14 protein-coding genes and 1 pseudogene are annotated in these 16,449 nt (G+C 37.1%); 7 read left to right on the plus strand and 8 right to left on the minus strand.

Annotated elements, in window-relative coordinates:
• Nucleotides 1-46 precede the first annotated feature (46 nt).
• The 5 genes and pseudogenes from odhB to AC0IXC_RS16520 all read left to right on the plus strand — a co-directional run.
• A complete protein-coding gene (gene odhB / locus AC0IXC_RS16500) occupies nt 47-1,303 on the plus strand; it encodes a 2-oxoglutarate dehydrogenase complex dihydrolipoyllysine-residue succinyltransferase (protein ID WP_002168867.1) in 1,257 nt (418 codons plus the stop codon).
• 125 nt (nt 1,304-1,428) lie between these two features.
• Nucleotides 1,429-3,348 carry a putative thiazole-containing bacteriocin maturation protein gene (locus AC0IXC_RS16505; RefSeq protein ID WP_113769153.1) on the plus strand — a complete coding sequence of 640 codons (1,920 nt, stop codon included), beginning with the start codon at nt 1,429-1,431 and terminating at the stop codon, nt 3,346-3,348.
• On the plus strand, nt 3,345-5,294 hold the full coding sequence (locus tag AC0IXC_RS16510) for a TOMM precursor leader peptide-binding protein (protein WP_044437842.1): 1,950 nt from the start codon (nt 3,345-3,347) through the stop codon (nt 5,292-5,294). Before AC0IXC_RS16505 ends, AC0IXC_RS16510 begins: the two co-directional genes overlap by 4 nt.
• Nucleotides 5,295-5,316: 22 nt before the next feature.
• Nucleotides 5,317-6,879 (plus strand): SagB family peptide dehydrogenase, encoded by a 1,563-nt coding sequence (locus AC0IXC_RS16515; protein WP_353824670.1) that lies wholly within the window; start codon nt 5,317-5,319, stop codon nt 6,877-6,879.
• 74 nt (nt 6,880-6,953) lie between these two features.
• Nucleotides 6,954-7,157 (plus strand): annotated as a pseudogene (locus AC0IXC_RS16520) (SAM-dependent methyltransferase); the annotation flags it as partial.
• Nucleotides 7,158-7,189: 32 nt separating this feature from the next.
• On the opposite strand, the gene AC0IXC_RS16525 reads toward AC0IXC_RS16520, so the two are convergent.
• Both AC0IXC_RS16525 and AC0IXC_RS16530 read right to left on the minus strand, forming a co-directional pair.
• Nucleotides 7,190-7,600 (minus strand): DUF3908 family protein, encoded by a 411-nt coding sequence (locus tag AC0IXC_RS16525; RefSeq protein WP_002030461.1) that lies wholly within the window; start codon nt 7,598-7,600, stop codon nt 7,190-7,192.
• A gap of 159 nt (nt 7,601-7,759) precedes the next feature.
• Nucleotides 7,760-9,094, minus strand: a complete 1,335-nt coding sequence (locus tag AC0IXC_RS16530) for an FAD-dependent oxidoreductase (protein ID WP_471653051.1) — start codon at nt 9,092-9,094, stop codon at nt 7,760-7,762.
• 199 nt (nt 9,095-9,293) lie between these two features.
• On the opposite strand from AC0IXC_RS16530, the gene AC0IXC_RS16535 reads away from it, so the two are divergent.
• A complete protein-coding gene (locus AC0IXC_RS16535; protein WP_061689062.1) occupies nt 9,294-9,716 on the plus strand; it encodes a hypothetical protein in 423 nt (140 codons plus the stop codon).
• A 43-nt stretch (nt 9,717-9,759) separates the two neighbouring features.
• On the opposite strand, the gene AC0IXC_RS16540 is transcribed toward AC0IXC_RS16535, so the two are convergent.
• Together AC0IXC_RS16540 and AC0IXC_RS16545 are read right to left on the minus strand one after the other, a co-directional pair.
• Nucleotides 9,760-10,995 carry a TcaA 3rd/4th domain-containing protein gene (locus tag AC0IXC_RS16540; protein WP_471653052.1) on the minus strand — a complete coding sequence of 412 codons (1,236 nt, stop codon included), beginning with the start codon at nt 10,993-10,995 and terminating at the stop codon, nt 9,760-9,762.
• A gap of 19 nt (nt 10,996-11,014) precedes the next feature.
• Nucleotides 11,015-11,797 carry a zinc ribbon domain-containing protein gene (locus AC0IXC_RS16545; RefSeq protein WP_215590935.1) on the minus strand — a complete coding sequence of 261 codons (783 nt, stop codon included), beginning with the start codon at nt 11,795-11,797 and terminating at the stop codon, nt 11,015-11,017.
• A 200-nt stretch (nt 11,798-11,997) separates the two neighbouring features.
• Here AC0IXC_RS16545 and AC0IXC_RS16550 point away from each other — a divergent pair, with 200 nt between their 5' ends.
• A complete protein-coding gene (locus tag AC0IXC_RS16550; RefSeq protein WP_471653053.1) occupies nt 11,998-12,831 on the plus strand; it encodes a hypothetical protein in 834 nt (277 codons plus the stop codon).
• Between the two features lie 14 nt (nt 12,832-12,845).
• Here AC0IXC_RS16550 and AC0IXC_RS16555 read toward each other — a convergent pair whose 3' ends face one another.
• From AC0IXC_RS16555 to trpA, 4 genes are all read right to left on the minus strand, one after another.
• Nucleotides 12,846-13,529, minus strand: coding sequence for a DUF2278 family protein (locus AC0IXC_RS16555; RefSeq protein WP_471653054.1), 684 nt, complete (start codon nt 13,527-13,529; stop codon nt 12,846-12,848).
• A gap of 91 nt (nt 13,530-13,620) precedes the next feature.
• The gene (locus AC0IXC_RS16560; protein ID WP_002030479.1) at nt 13,621-15,120 is read right to left on the minus strand and encodes an L-lactate permease; all 1,500 of its coding nucleotides are present in this window, start codon (nt 15,118-15,120) and stop codon (nt 13,621-13,623) included.
• Nucleotides 15,121-15,247: 127 nt separating this feature from the next.
• Complete coding sequence (locus tag AC0IXC_RS16565; RefSeq protein ID WP_002086916.1) at nt 15,248-15,598, minus strand: DUF4029 domain-containing protein; 351 nt, start codon at nt 15,596-15,598, stop codon at nt 15,248-15,250.
• 74 nt (nt 15,599-15,672) lie between these two features.
• Nucleotides 15,673-16,449 (minus strand): tryptophan synthase subunit alpha, encoded by a 777-nt coding sequence (trpA, locus tag AC0IXC_RS16570; protein WP_002011422.1) that lies wholly within the window; start codon nt 16,447-16,449, stop codon nt 15,673-15,675.

Here is a 16,449-nt window from a genome sequence, read left to right on the forward strand (position 1 = left end):
AGAAGATAAAACACACCGTTAGGCAAATAAGGGGAGGACATTTAAAATGATCGAAATTAAAGTACCTGAGCTTGCAGAATCTATTTCAGAAGGAACTATTTCACAATGGCTTATCAACGTAGGCGACAAAGTTGAGAAAGGTGGCAGCGTTGTTGAGCTTGAGACTGACAAAGTCAATGTAGAAATCATTGCAGAGGATTCAGGTATTGTATCGAAGTTACTAGGCGAACCTGGAGATACAGTTGAAGTTGGTGCTACTATCGCAATTTTAGATGCAAACGGCGCAGCGGTTGAAGTAAGCACACCTGCTCCGGCTAATGAGCAACCAAAACAAGAAACTACTGAAGCACCGAAAGCAGCAGCTCCAAGTGCTGAACAAAATAAAGCGTTGCAAGGTTTACCAAATACAAATCGTCCTATCGCATCACCAGCTGCTCGCAAAATGGCTCGTGAATTAGGAATCGATTTAAACGAAGTACGTAGCACAGATCCACTTGGACGTGTGAGACCACATGATGTACAAGCTCACGCTGCAGCGCCAAAAGAAGCACCAGCTGCTCCAAAACAAAGTCCGGCTCCAGTTGCAAAAACTGAATTTGAAAAACCAGTTGAGCGTGTGAAAATGTCCCGCCGCCGTCAAACAATTGCAAAACGTCTTGTAGAAGTTCAACAAACATCTGCAATGTTAACTACATTTAACGAAGTTGATATGAGTGCAATCATGGAATTACGTAAAGAACGCAAAGATGCTTTCGAGAAAAAACATGATGTACGTCTTGGCTTTATGTCATTCTTCACAAAAGCAGTTGTTGCAGCATTAAAACAGTTCCCATTATTAAATGCTGAAATTCAAGGCGATGAGCTTATCATTAAAAAATTCTATGATATCGGTATTGCAGTAGCAGCTCCAGATGGATTAGTTGTTCCAGTTGTACGCGATGCTAACCAATTGAACTTCGCTGAAATTGAAAGCGAGATTCGTAATTTAGGTCTGAAAGCACGCGATAATAAACTTTCATTAAAAGAGCTACAAGGTGGTACATTTACAATTACAAATGGTGGTGTGTTCGGTTCTCTAATGTCGACACCAATCCTAAATAGTCCACAAGTAGGTATTCTAGGGATGCATAAAATCCAAGTACGTCCAGTTGCAATTGATGCAGAGCGTATGGAAAACCGTCCAATGATGTACCTTGCACTATCTTACGATCACCGTATTGTTGATGGTAAAGAAGCAGTTAGCTTCCTTGTTGCTGTTAAAGATATGCTTGAAGATCCAAAATCATTATTATTAGAAGGTTGATAGATTATTAATCTATTAAAGGCTGTAGAATGAATCATTCTACAGCCTTTTTTCATTATGTTCATATGGGACAAATCACACTACATAGACTAATAATGTATGCCTAAAACGTAAGGGGGATAAACATGAATAACCTTCCAGTTCATGCAAAACTTAAAGCAAATAAGGATACTTTCTTCCTCCCCGATTCAAACGGGGGTGTTTACTTTCGAAATAACTCCAGTTCATTCCGTATGGATGGTGATGGGATTTATGACTGGATTGAGAAATTAATGCCTATGTTTAACGGTAATCATTCTTTGACAGAAATAACCGATGGTCTCCCTCTCCCCTATCAAAATCGTGTATTTGAAATTGGAGAGATTTTATATGAAAATGGTTTCGTTCGTGATGTAAGCCAAGATGCTCCCCACGAATTAAACAGTGCATTACTCGACAGATATGCTTCGCAAATTGAGTTTTTAGAAGCTGATTCCCATTCAGGCGCTTTAAAATTCGAAACGTACCGCGCAGCAAATGTGCTTATAATTGGTTCTGGCGATATGCTTACTTCCCTAGTTTCTTCTTTATTAGAATCTGGTTTACCTACATTTCATTATCTTGTTACAGATCGTGCTGAAACAAACTACGATCGAATTCATGAATTAAGCGAACGTGCATATGCAAATGATGACAATGTACTCATTCAAGAAATAGATATTACAATTGATCGCCCTTTACATGAAGTATTCGAGCCTTTCGACTGGATTTTATACGTTTCCCAAAATGGAGATATTGAAAGTTTAAGAGCAATCCATACTATTTGTAGAGAGTTTAAGAAAAATTTCATACCAGCTATTTGCTTATCAAGAATTGGTTTAGCTGGACCCGTCGTAACCGTAGACCGTGAAGAATGCTGGGAATCAGCTTGGCATCGTCTACACGAAACTACTTTACAAAGTGAAAATCCACCTGAACCTTTCTCACCAATTGCATCTGCAATGTTAGCAAATGTTATCGTTTTTGAGTTATTTAAACATGTCGCTGAAGATTCACATAGGCAGCATAATCCTCAATTCTTTTTATTAAACTTGGAAACACTTGAAGGAAAGTGGCACCCTTTCATAAAACATCTTCTCGCAACCGATGAAATCTTTACAATTGATACGGTGCAAAATCTTCAAGAAAACCTTGCCCAACGTTCCGGACAATATACTTCAACTGAACTTTTTCGTTTTTTTGATGCGTTAACTTCTAAAGAAGCTGGCATATTCCACATGTGGGATGAACAAGATTTAAATCAATTGCCTTTATCACAGTGCAATATTCAAGTTGCAAATCCATTATCAGACGGACCTACCTCTCCCCTTCCTACTATAACTTGCGGTGGATTAACTCATAATGAAGCACGCCGCGAAGCTGGCTTAACAGGAGTTGAAACATATGTAGCTGAAATGATTCATCGTCTTATCCCCGAACATACTGATATCGGTATTGGTGCTGGGGAAACGATGACAGAAGGTGTATACCGAGCACTCCAAAAACATTTAAATAATAAGTTATATGAACGCCAATCACATATGCTAGAAGAGATTACAGAGCTTTATTTAACCGAAATTCATGATAAACATTGTAGGTTTTACTACGATGCTCTCTCTACAATTCATGAAATACCTAAAGTAGGAATGAGTGAGGAGTTACTTGGTTTTCCTGTCGTTTGGATCGGTATTAATGATAGATGGTATGGTGCGGTAAATATTAATATAACACTCGCATTAAGAAATGCTCTGCAACAAGCACTCCTTCATATTCAAAATGAAGAGATTCCTTATAAAGCTAATATGTTACCGGAATCATCCATTGTTTTATATAGTACGGATCCTGTTAGAGTAGCAATACAAGAAGAAGAAGAAATTCCAGGCGTACAGTCTTTACAAGTTGCTTTGCAAAATTTAACGGAAAACAACTTGTATCCATTCGTTTTTGATTTAGCTATTGAGTCATTTTTAAGAGACAACTTAGACGGTGTATATGGGGTATTAATTGCAAAGGAGGATGACCAATGACTCAAAACATACTACTTATAGGAGATGGCCTACTCACAGACTATGTACATGAGCAATTGTGCAAGCAATATTCACTCATCCGCCAGCATACAATTACAGAAGCTCTCCCTGAAAACATTCATCTTGCTCTCGTTTTACATGACGGGTCTCCTTCTTCCGTACATCGTGATGCTGAGCTTATCTTTCGCTCAAATAATATTCCGTGGCTTCGCGCGTTTACTTCGTTTGGTGAAGGTATTATCGGTCCTTACGTGAAGCCTCTTACAACTGGATGTTCCCACTGCGCTGATGGACGCCGGTTTATAGCTGGCTTTGATCAAAAAGAAATGTGGGAACTACAACGAAAATATGCATTAAAAGCAGAGAACGTGACGAGGCGTGATGTACGCGCCACCCAAAATGGAATGTTACAAATGTGCCAGCTCATTCATGCTGAAACAGAGAAAATATTAGCTCATGGATATTCTTCTTTAGAAAACGAACTCATTTTACTGGACTTACAAACGTTACAATGTACCCGGAATTCGTTTCTTCCAGACCCTCTCTGTCCGGTATGCAGCAATTTGCCTGACGATACAGCAGATGCAGCGCAAATTTCTTTACAACCAAGTTTGAAAACGAGTACTGAAACGTATCGCTGTCGTTCCATTCATGAGCTAAACACATTTTTAACGAGAGACTATTTAGATTACCGGACTGGTATTTTAAACGGTAAAATGCAACATTCTCTATTACCGTTTGCTGATGTCATTATAAACATGCCGTTACTGTTTGGAAATGAAGGTGTCGCGGGCCGGACTCATTCATTTTCACTTAGTGAAGCAACCGCTATTTTAGAAGGTTTAGAACGCTATTGCGGTATGTCGCCTCGTGGAAAAAAAACAAATGTACATGGCAGTTTTCGTGAGCTAGAAGATATTGCACTGAATCCCCTCACACTTGGTGTGCATACAAATGAACATTACAATCGTGATAGTTTTCCATTTAAGCCGTTTGATCCTGATTATGAGCAAAACTGGGTATGGGGATATTCTTTATTACAAAACCGACCACTTCTAGTTCCAGAATCAATCGCTTATTATAGCCTTGGTCATAGAGATGCTTTCGTGTATGAAACATCAAATGGATGTGCAATTGGTGGTAGTTTAGAAGAAGCAATTTTTCACGGCATTTTAGAAATTGTAGAGCGTGACGCCTTTTTGCTCACTTGGTATGCCGAATTACCTCTTCCCCGTCTCGATCTTAGTTCAGCCAATGATACTGAATTGCAACTAATGTTGGAACGCTTACGCACAATTACTGGATATGAATTATACGTTTTCAACGCGACGATGGAACATGGTATTCCGAGCATATGGGTCATTGCGAAAAATACAAGACAAGATGGTATGAATCTCGTCTGTGCTGGCGGCGCACATATGGAACCAATTCGAGCTGTAAAAAATGCAATTCACGAAATAGCAGGCATGTTACTTATAACAGATGAAGAGCTTGAACAAAAAAGAGAGAAATATGAACACTGTTTACAAGATCCATATCTTGTTTCGCAAATGGAAGATCATAGTATGCTGTACGGATTGAAAGAAGCTGAAGAGCGTCTTCACTTCCTTTTACGTGATGATGCTCCAGTGCAAACGTTCCAAGAAATGAATGCATTACAATCATTTGATATGGATTTAACATCTGATCTTCATCAACTTTTAAACAGGTTACATCAATCTGGACTTGAAGTAATTGTTGTAGATCAAACGGTCCCCCTTATAGAAAAGAACGGCTTACATTGTGTAAAAGTAATTATTCCAGGCATGTTACCGATGACGTTCGGTCACCATCTCACTCGGGTTACAGGACTGGATAGAGTGTATACCGTACCGATGACACTTGGATATTGGGCTGAGCCTTTAACGAATGAAAGTTTAAATCCACATCCGCATCCGTTTCCATAATTCATAGTGAGGGGGAAATTTGATGCAACCTGATACTTTTTTACATCATCTCCATTTTTCTATTAATGAAATTATGTCGTCCGATAAAGAGATTGACTGGGAAGACGCACCACTTCCTTATAAATTATATCGAAATTTACCAGTAATCCCTCTCTCTTTAGAAATCCCATTAACTTTGCGGAATTCTTCTACTAAACCTAACTTAGAGGAAATCGGTCATTATCTTTGGTACTCATTTGGTTTAACACAATTATGTCAGCCTACTACTAACCTAGAAAATAATAAAACAACGACTCTATTTCGAAGATTCATCCCTTCTGGGGGTGCTTTATATCCGAATGAATTATATATGTATTTAAAAATTGATCATTATCCAGACGGCATTTACCATTACGACGCCGCGCATCACCGTCTTATCTTACTTCGCGAAGGAAATTTCGATTCTTATCTTACAGAAGCACTCGGCAATCGTTGTAACATACATTCTTGTTTTGGTGCTGCATTTGTATCCACTATGTTTTGGAAAAACTTCTTTAAATACAATAACTTTTCGTATCGTCTTCAAGGATTAGATAGCGGTGTTCTCATCGGTCAATTACTTGAATGCGCAAAACAATTTGGTTATACAAATGGTGTATATTTTCAGTTTCTAGATCGGGCAATGAATCATTTACTTGGACTGTCAGAAGGTGAAGAAAGTGTGTATGCTGTTATTCCTTTAAGTACAGAACCGAATACAGATTGGTTTCATGATGATCATCACGAAAATAAAACTATTACTTCTCATGACTTGTTGCAGCAAATCCCGCCGTTAACACATGAGCATTTCGTTCGTTCAAAACATGTAGATGACTATCCGATGATAAAAAAAATAACCGCGGCATCTATGATTGAATCGACAGAACACTTCCAAACATTTACCTGTGAAGAACGACAACAATATAGTGCACACGCTATGCAGCTACCTAAAGTGGAACGTTTATCATATGATTTCTTACAACTTTGTAAAAAACGATATTCACCTGATTCTGACTTCATTTTAACGAAATGGGATGCAGCCGAGCTCGCTACTTTACTACAAGAAGCGAGCCTCTCCTTCCCTTATTACAACGACCTTGATGGCAAGTATGTAAATGAAAACGCACGAGTCTCACTATATGGATGTTTTTATAACGTAAAAGACATAGAAAACGGCGCTTACGCTTATAACAGTAGGACACATTCCATACAGCCAATTCGGTACGGAGATCTTCGTTATTCTCTGCAATCCAGTATGACGATGGATAACGTAAACCTTTTTCAAGTACCACTTTGTCTACATGTAGTCGGAAATAAAGATTACTATAAAAATAAATTAGGTTATAGAGGATATCGCATTCATCAAATGGAAGCTGGCATGCTCGTTCATAAACTCGTTTTAGCTGCGACCGCTATGGGGATGGGCGGGCACCCGTTACTAAGTTTTGATACAAATTCATGCGATCAATTGTACGGGATTGATGCCGGAAATGAAACTTCACTCATTCAAATTCCGGTTGGGGCTTACAGGGCGCGAAATTGGCTAAAAGGGTCCTTGCATAATTAGAAGCACGCCGATTAATGGCGTGCTTTTTTTAAAGGAGTTAAATTATTAAAAGCGAAATAAATACATATTCTTATATAAAAAATGATATGAAAGAAGTATTTCGCGTCTTAAAACCGAATGGATCCTTTTTACTAGTCGCTGAAACTTTCAAAATCCAATATCATATGGATAAATTTAAGACGACCGAAGAATTAGTAAACCTTTTTTATGAGACGGGATTTACAAGCGTGAAATGTTATGAAGAAAGAGGGTGCCTTTATTTAATAGGAAATAAGTAAAAAAGCAGACCTTTCAAGGCCTGCCTTTTTTACTAGATTACTTTAAAAATACTCTTAATTTGTCTTGCAAATAACCAGTTTTTCGTACCGTAGTTATCATTTAGACTATCTAAATTAATAGCTTTCCCGTTAGAAAACTTTAGTTCTAACGTTGTATTTTTGTCATTTGTTTTTAAGTTGCTATTTGTAATGTCATCATACTTTAATTTTTCAATCTCAATATACTCTTCCTTCTCTTCTCCGATAACGACGTGATCTTGGAAGAAGAAGAATACTTCTACTTTCTTACCGAAACAAAATACGTTTTTCGTATAAATTAATGTCGCGTTATCAAGTCCGACACATACTTCTTTCATCTCTTCAACAACGTTTCCTAAGTCTTCTTCGTTTCTTGCATTTGATTCAGCAATCCATTCTTCGATTGTATTCATGTTAATTGCCATACTGTGCCCCCTGGTTCGTTCATTGCTTTATTAAAAAATAAATACTATATGACAATATAAGCGATACGTACTATGTTTTCAAGGGTGAACGGTATATTCAAAATAAAGTGAAACTTTATTTATTCCCCTTTCACAAAAAAAATAGCACTTAAAAAAGTGCTATTCCGCTCTCCTTGCTGCTTGTTGAATTGGATCCCAAACGCTGTTATATGGTGGTGCGTAACTTAAGTCGACATCTTCTAAATCGTGAATACTCATTTTATTGAAAAGTGCCATTGCGATAACATCAATACGTTTATCTACGCCCTCTTCTCCAATTACTTGACCGCCTAACAATTGTTTCGTATCGGCGTGATATAGTAATTTCAAGTGAAGTGGCGAAGCACTCGGGTAATAGCCTGCCATATTTGTTGAATCTACTTTGACCGTCTTATACGGGATGTTTAGCCCTTTCGCTTCTTTTTCATTTAAGCCTGTTCTTGCGAGCGTCAGATTCATAAATTTAATAATGCCCGTACCTAACGTACCTTTAAATGCTCTTCGTTTATCAACCATATTGAGTCCGGCAAGTCGCCCTTGTTTATTCGCAGTCGTTCCGAGCGGGATATGATCATGAGTTTCCTTTATAACATGGTAATGCGTTGCACAATCACCAGCAGCGTATACGTCTTTCACATTTGTTTGCATATAAGCATTTACTTCAATTGCACCTTTATGAGTTTTACGTATATTTGTCCCCTCAAGAAAATCAGTATTTGACTGTACACCGACAGATACTAAAACGAGATCAGTTTTATACGTACCTTTATCTGTTTCAATTTGTTCCACTCTTTCTTTTCCTTTAAATGCTTTTACATTTTCATTCGTTAAAATTTCAATATTGTGTTTATCTGCTTCTTTATGTATATATTCAGCCATATCTGCATCATAAATCGTACCGATATGATCATTTCGCTCAATCATTCTTACTTTCTTACCAAGTTCGACGAATGTTTCTGCCATCTCTAGTCCAATTGCACCGCCGCCAATAATAGTTACATCCTCAACTTTATTCGTTTCTAGCGTTTTTAATATGCGCTCAGCATCCGGAATTGTTTTTAAAAGATGAACGCCTTGCAAATCTCGCCCTTCCCATTCTGGCATAACAGGACGCACTCCAGTCGCAATTAATAAACGGTCATACGGAAATTCAAAAACATCTTTCGTCTCCGTATGCTCTGCGTACACCATTTTCTTTTCCGTATCTACTTTCGTTACTTCATGACGTACTTTCGCATCAATTCCATATTTATCACGAAACGTCTTTACATCGCGTGCAATTAACTTTTCAGTAGAAGCAATAACACCACTAATCACATACGGTAATCCGCACTGAGCGTATGAATAGATTTCACCTTTTTCTAACGTTACAACATTTGCAGTTTCATCGTTTCTAACAATTTGCATTGCTGCACTCATACCTGCTGCATCTCCGCCAATAATGACATAGTTCACTTTACCACTCCTTCTTTTTTACATACTCTTTACGATTTCCATATTTTATAGAAATAACACCTACTTCCATTGTAAAGAAAGAGAGTTCTATCTACAAATTTGGTGCACAAACCTATGCATGAATAGGTATCCGTCGTGTCTTATAAACAAGATGTTTAATATGCTATAACAGCAACTATTGAAAGTAGGTGAAACATACATGTGCGCCGGCCTTCTCGCTCAAACTCCAGAGGAACCGCAAGAACCGAAAGCCGCCATGCCACTTGATCAAGAATTTTCTATTAACGTAACACTTTATAGTGCTCGCGCTTGGTTATCTAATGATGACACTTTCGCACAAACGATTTGGAAAGGCTCTCGCTTCGCTTCAGCATCACACGCTGGCAAATCCATCTTACCAATCGGTACTGTTAAAATTGTAAACTTATCTGATGATACAATAACAGTTACTGCATCATCAGAAAAAGATGATACTCTCAAAATAGTCGTACCCCCTCGTTCTGAAGGTGTTTTAACATCTAGTGCATTATCTGATGTGCAAGCAAGTACATCAGGAGGAGCAAGTAAAGTCACATTCCTCTTTCATATCTTTTTCTCAAGGGATCCTGGTCCAGCTAAATAACCATAGAAAAGGTACAGCTATGCACTGTACCTTTTTCACGTGTTTATTCTCTTGATTTGATCAATTCAACATTATAAGTTTCAATATCTGTTAGCTTTCCTGTAAAATACGGATTTTCTCTATACCAAGACTGTTTTGAAAAATACGCTTGCATATCCTTCGTTTGAAACATATGTCCATGTCTTGCGTATATTTCGTTTCTTGCTATTTTCAATTGTTCTTTCGATAAATATGTTAAGTCCGTACTCGTTAATTTTCGAATATCACTATCAGGGAAGATGAAACCATTATATACATACCCAGTCGTAGGCGGAGTAACATTGTAAACAACTGTTTTTTCTATACTTTTCTTTTGGAATGGAAGATTATAAGCCGACAATGCCGTTACCGTTTCTACCTTTGTCGTTTCCCTGCCGTTTTCTCCATTTCGTTCTAAATAAATCGCCGCACTTCCATCAGTCGCTATCGGTCCCCACGTAATTTCTTCTCCGGTCAACGCTGTAACTGGCTTTTGATTCACGTATAATGTCGCACCAGCTTCATTCGTTTGAACTGTAATATATTGCCCTTGCAACGTTAAATCTACCGTTACATTATTTTGACTTTGTTTCATAAGTACAACCTTTTCCTCACGTGATAGTTTTACATAGTCATTTTTATATTCAGATTGAAATACTTGAGTTCCAGGAAGAAACGGTCCATATTGCTTCTCAAACTTTTTGTCATTTGTCTTATCAATTTCTTTTCCGTTCAATTTTAAAGATGTACCTTTTTCATTTGTAAGCAGAGTCGTATAATACGTCTTTGCTTTCAATTTATACCGATCAAATAAAAAGAAATGTTTCCCATCTTTCGTTAAAGAAAAATCTGCTCTTTCTATTCCATCCCCTTGTTTTTCACCTTGCCTCAAATATTCTTTCAATTCATTCACATAAGATGGATTTTCTTTTATATATGAAAATAGAGGCGTTAAACTCTCTCTCGTTACAATAACGGCTGGATCATCTGTCGTGGTGATCTCAGCTAATTTCTCCCCGTCCCTCTCTTGTAAAATAGTAATAATTCTCTCTACTTGCGATGATTGTGAGTAATATGAAGATCCATACGCATATAATCCGCCCAATACTATAATAAAAAATGTTAAAAGTGTAATTCCAATTATTGTCCCTTTGCTCATTTTCTGCTTCTTTACTACAGGATCCCGCCTCTTCGTCCCGCAGTTTTGACAAAATTGCACACTGTCTTCAAAATGAGTCCCGCACTTTGTGCATACATTCATCCGTTCAACCACCTTTTCGTTAGAAGCCTGTTAATCCCCCGATAAAGGTTTGGATTATCGTTTTAATGTAAGACCAAAACACGATAAACGTTGCAATTCCGATTAAAACATTTGCGATAATAAGTGTGTACACAGGATCTAATCCGCCGTTGTCTAGTTTTAATATAGCTACAATTATACTAATTACCATATACGTTGTAGCTATCCATAGTAATATTGGTAAAAAAAAGATTAATAAAAAACTAAAAAGAAAAGAAAGAACTAGTATAGCAATAGCTGGCGTCGCTATCGTCCCCCATATACCGAATGCTTCAAGAAAAGAAAAAGATGATTTCATCATCTTACCACTTACAAAAATAATAAATCCGACAAATAAAGTTAAAATTAATAAAAAGAAAAAGACCATTACAGATTCTCCAAAGAAAGTAGGAGTAGATACATCTGGTACTAATGTCCTCGTAACAGTCGCCGCTGTGCTCATCATTCTATAAAAAATACATGCTCCTAAAAAACAAATAAGTACAAGGCTTGCAATTCCATTTCGCACTTCAATATTTCCACTTTCCATAATGGCCGATGGTGATTTAAAAGCATTTTTAAAGAACTGAAAATAGCCACTTGCAAATTGTTTCGCTTGCTCTACCGTTTCATTCGGACGAGTTTCCTTTACTCGTGCCGGGCGCGATAGCTGCCCTTCTGCCTGCCCACCACTCGCTACCACTTCTTCCGTTAACGAATGTCCACAATTCCCGCAAAACCTTGCTTCCGCTGCATTTTCAGTATTACATGCCGGACATTTCATTCTCTGATTCCTCCTTAAGCATATACCTTATAGGGTGTTACAAATTCAATATATGACTTTGTACATAAAACATGACTACAAGAAAAAGAATATGAAATCCTTCTTTTAAACGAAACTATGTGTGCTAGTATTATAGAAAAATAATGGTATTATGAAACAGAGCAAATAAAGTGAAACTTTAAACAGATTGGATGAAGACAGTGGAATTTGTAAACTCGATTTTTCAAACACTCCTTACAAGTGTGATCCAATTATTTTCTTTAATTGGTGTCATCATTGTAATTGGATTTATATTAGGTTATTTAGAATCTCTCACACGAACGTATTGGTCGAGAGCTTTTGGTAGGAAGGGATTTCTTTTAACTGCATGGATTGGTGTTCCCGTCCATGAACTTGGGCATGCAATTATGTGTCTAGTATTTCGTCATAAAATTGTAGCAACGCAGTTTTTCCCAACAGATACAAGTCAGGGAGCTTTAGGTTACGTACAACATCAATACAATCAAAAAAGTATATACCAACGAATCGGTAATTTCTTTATCGGCATCGGTCCTATTATTTCTGGTATTACTGCCTTAATACTTTTAATGCGCTATTTCGTACCAGCGTCATATTCTTTATTTAATACGACTCTCGAAACAACTGTTGCATCGACTTCTATTAACTTAGACATGATCCAAAACATGTTTTTATCAACATTCTTTTTATTAAAAAGCTTGTTTACAATGAACAATTTATTGAATCCTTCCTTTTGGTTATTTTTATTTATCGCCATTTGCATTTCCGCACATATCGCTTTAAGTAAACCAGACATTAAAGGATCAATAGACGGTGTTATCGTCATGTTTATCTTATTATTTTTATTCAATATAATAGCGGGACTGTTTCAGTACGATAGTAACCAACTAATCGGTAAAATGATGAAGTATAATATGTATCTCATTGCATTTTCTAGTGTAGCGCTTCTTTTCTCTTGTATTTCTACACTTGTTAGTTTTGGGTTTTATAAAATGAGAAGAGGGCGTTCATTGTGAACGTCCTCTTCTCATCAATTATTTCTCTTATAATCACAATGCTCAACCGGAACACGAGCGTGCCCTTCTTCATCGGTACACCATGACTGTGACTGAAAGGCAAGAAAAATACCAATCCACTCTTCCTTCTTCTCAAAGTGAATCAATATCCCACCGTCTTGCCATTTGCCATCATCACCTTGCCATTTCTCTACATTCCCTTGATTCATATGAATATCGTGTATACCGTTTCCAGGTGTAAAGTGGAAATACGAATCCGGAACCTTTTCTTCTGGTCCCCACCTTTCACCAAACGCGTAAATAATTGCTTTTTCTTCTATTGCTCGTTTTATATAACGTTCTATTTTTTCATTTAAATCATTATCAGATCCCGATTTTTCAGCAGGTAAAGGAATCATTTGTTTTGAATCAAATACATTACCTCTTACGTAGTCTAAAGCTACTTTCGGTTCATTGTTTTTTATTTCTGTAAAACCGAATGGTAATGTCGGTAAAATGTGAATAGCTTCTGAATCAATATGTTCGCTTGCAAAATATAAAACTTCTGACGGATAACTTTGCGACTTTACGTTAATTGCAATACGATAATCTACTTCTGCTTCGCCTTGTAAATGAACTTGATAATGAGGTGTTTTCCCTTTTCCAATCTTAGATTGTACAACTGTACCTTTTAATACACCGTAGTTTTTTAAGGGCATCTCTTTCATCTCCTATTCATTTAGTAGAAGCTGTTCATACTTTAGGCATTATCCATATAAAAAGAAAATCCTCCTTTCCCAAGAGGATTTCTTATTTTCTCAACATATACCAAACAATAACCTCCACCACTACAAGCAACACCGCACCAAAAATCATTAACGTCGTCTTCTTTAATAGTTCATTTTCACGATAAGGGATATTACATAAATACGCGCCTAGTGTAATCCGTGATGGACAAGCGATTGTGGCTACTGATGATGCGGTGTTTTGGAGCGTTGTGACGTATTGCCACGGGAGTGCTACGTTTTGCGCTGTTTGCATTTGTAGCTTTATAAACATCGCATTTGATCCTGCGTTACTACCTGTTAAAAAGCCTCCGATTCCCCCAATAAACGGAGCAACGAAAACGAAAAACGTCCCAAATGTTTCACCAGCTGTTTTTGCGAGTAATGAATGCATACCAGATGCGCCCATTAGTTCTGAAATGGCGATGAACATCGTCGTTGTAATTGCGAATGGAATCCATTGTCTTATCGTTTGCGAGAGTGATTGTTTCATAATATTAGATGGAATGCGGAAGAAAATAATTGTAAATAAACAAGTCATGGCGAGCCAAAACCCTGGCGAATATAGTAACTCTAGTTTGTAAGAGTATGATTTTAAATCGAGAACTGCATATGACCTAAGAAAATCATGTAATGCTGGAACGAGGCGAGAAAGTAAAATACAAACTGTTAAGAATATATAAGGGCTAATAATTTTTATAATAGATACTTCTCTCTCTACAGCCGCAGCATGTTCTGTTATAAAGTTTTGCTCACTTTTCCCTTTTAATTTAATGATTAGAAAGCCAAATGTAATGGTAACGATAGAACTTAATATCCCTGCTAGTTCAACACTTACGTATGCGTTAGAAAGATAGATTCCGAGAGAAAATAATAGAAAGAATCCTACTCCTTCCTTCCACTTTTCTATAACTGCCTGCCAGCCACCGACAACGTATAAAGAAAGGAAGATAAAATATGCGAAAATCGGGATGCTTAATAATGCTGTATTTGTACCAAGAATTGTGAGCGGCATGTTAATAAGCTGAGAACCGATAATCGTACCCGTTGCCATTGCGCCCCATGAACTTGCAAGTAAACCGATAAACGATAGTAGCACAGCTTGAAACGGTTTATAACCGAGCGAAAGAAAAATAGGTGCTGCGACCATAAAACCAATTCCGAATCCACTCACTGATTCAATAAGTGGACAAATACCAAAACACATAAGAAGCATTTGCAATAATCGATCGCGCGTGACTTGTTCTAGAAATCGTGCTACTTGATCGATGTATCCCATTTTGTTCATGAGGTGAAATAAAAAAATACCGAAAAATAAAACGTATCCGACAATAAAACAAATTAACCACCCTTTAATTGTTGCGTGTACAGTTTCACTTATCCCTAATTGAAACGTTGGCGAGAGTAAAACGATTCCGACAGAAACGGCATAAGAGATTAATGAGGCTCTTAATGACGTTTGTTTAAACAAAAACAAACAAATAAAAATCATCATAATCGGGATAAGTGCCAACAATATGGCCATGCTATCATCTCTTTTCGTAAAAATTGCAATTTTTAACTATTATATAACAGATGTTATGATTTTCAATTATTTTTATAACAGATTTAAAAAAGGAGCTGCTTGGCTCCTTTTTTGAATAACTAATATTTTATCTTTTATCCTGAAAAACCGTCTGCTGTCCAATCATTTTTTCTAGTACAACAAACACAATATAAGCACATATTACTTGCAATACAATATTCCCAAGTTTTATTAATTCAAATGAATGGATCCATTGGAATAATTCACTTAATAATACAATCGAAACGATACTAAATAGTTCTATACTAACCGAAAATATACATACTTCTAAAATAGATTGCTCTTGTATTCGATTTAATTGGGAAAAGATGAATACATATCCTAAAAACAGAGCCATCAACTCTATTTTCGTCATGCTAATGAGCCAAGCGTATAATGGTACAGTTAAAAGAAGATATAATAGTTTACGTCTTAGCATGCCTTCTCACCCTCTAAGTTATAAGTATTTTCTGTATATTTTAACATTTATTACACAAAAGAAACAGAAGAGACTTAAGCCTCTTCTGTTTCTTTTACTGCATGTATTAACTCACAAATTTCTTCTCGCTTTTCATTTTCTAACAGCTCAATGACTTTACTTCCAACGACAACGCCGTCACATATTGTAATCATTTCTTCAATTTGTTCTCGTGTTGAAATACCGAATCCTGCGACTACTGGTAAGTGGACGTGTGCTTTTACTTTTTCTAAGTAACTACGAATCTCATCTTTAAAGTTTTGACGTACTCCCGTTACGCCCGCTACTGTAACGGCGTAGACGAATCCTTGTGATTCACTCGTAATTTTTTCGATTCGTTCAATAGGGCTCGTTACGGTAACGAGTGGAATTAAAGCGATATTCGCCACGCGAAGGAGCGGTGCAATAATGTCTTGTTCTTCATACGGTAAGTCTGGAACGATAATACCGTCCACCCCTGCTTCAAGACAGCTCTCAATGAAACGTTCCTTTCCGAATGCGAGTACTGGATTTAAATATGTCATAAGTACAAATGGAATTTGAACTTCTTGCCTCACCTCTATTAATGCTTGAAAAATACCTTTCAATGTTACACCGCTATCTAATGCTCTTTTTCCTGCCCTTTGAATAGTTGGACCGTCTGCGACTGGATCTGAGAACGGAATACCAATTTCAACGATGCTTGCTCCTGCTTCATCAAGAAAACGAATTCTTTCTTTTAACTTTTCAAGTCCACCATCTCCGCCCATTACATACGGAATAAATGCTTTCTTGCCATTTTCAAACGCTGCTATAATTTTTTCTACTCCCAT

It is taken from the genome of Bacillus sp. AC266 (assembly GCF_979253805.1).

Coding starts and splice junctions, on each gene's coding strand:
- odhB (WP_002168867.1), top strand. CDS start 47: ATGATCGAAATTAAAGTACCTGAGCTTGCAGAATCTATTTCAGAAGGA.
- AC0IXC_RS16505 (WP_113769153.1), top strand. CDS start 1,429: ATGAATAACCTTCCAGTTCATGCAAAACTTAAAGCAAATAAGGATACT.
- AC0IXC_RS16510 (WP_044437842.1), top strand. CDS start 3,345: ATGACTCAAAACATACTACTTATAGGAGATGGCCTACTCACAGACTAT.
- AC0IXC_RS16515 (WP_353824670.1), top strand. CDS start 5,317: ATGCAACCTGATACTTTTTTACATCATCTCCATTTTTCTATTAATGAA.
- AC0IXC_RS16525 (WP_002030461.1), bottom strand. CDS start 7,600: ATGGCAATTAACATGAATACAATCGAAGAATGGATTGCTGAATCAAAT.
- AC0IXC_RS16535 (WP_061689062.1), top strand. CDS start 9,294: ATGTGCGCCGGCCTTCTCGCTCAAACTCCAGAGGAACCGCAAGAACCG.
- AC0IXC_RS16540 (WP_471653052.1), bottom strand. CDS start 10,995: ATGAATGTATGCACAAAGTGCGGGACTCATTTTGAAGACAGTGTGCAA.
- AC0IXC_RS16545 (WP_215590935.1), bottom strand. CDS start 11,797: ATGAAATGTCCGGCATGTAATACTGAAAATGCAGCGGAAGCAAGGTTT.
- AC0IXC_RS16555 (WP_471653054.1), bottom strand. CDS start 13,529: ATGCCCTTAAAAAACTACGGTGTATTAAAAGGTACAGTTGTACAATCT.
- AC0IXC_RS16560 (WP_002030479.1), bottom strand. CDS start 15,120: ATGGCCATATTGTTGGCACTTATCCCGATTATGATGATTTTTATTTGT.
- AC0IXC_RS16565 (WP_002086916.1), bottom strand. CDS start 15,598: ATGCTAAGACGTAAACTATTATATCTTCTTTTAACTGTACCATTATAC.
- trpA (WP_002011422.1), bottom strand. CDS start 16,449: ATGGGAGTAGAAAAAATTATAGCAGCGTTTGAAAATGGCAAGAAAGCA.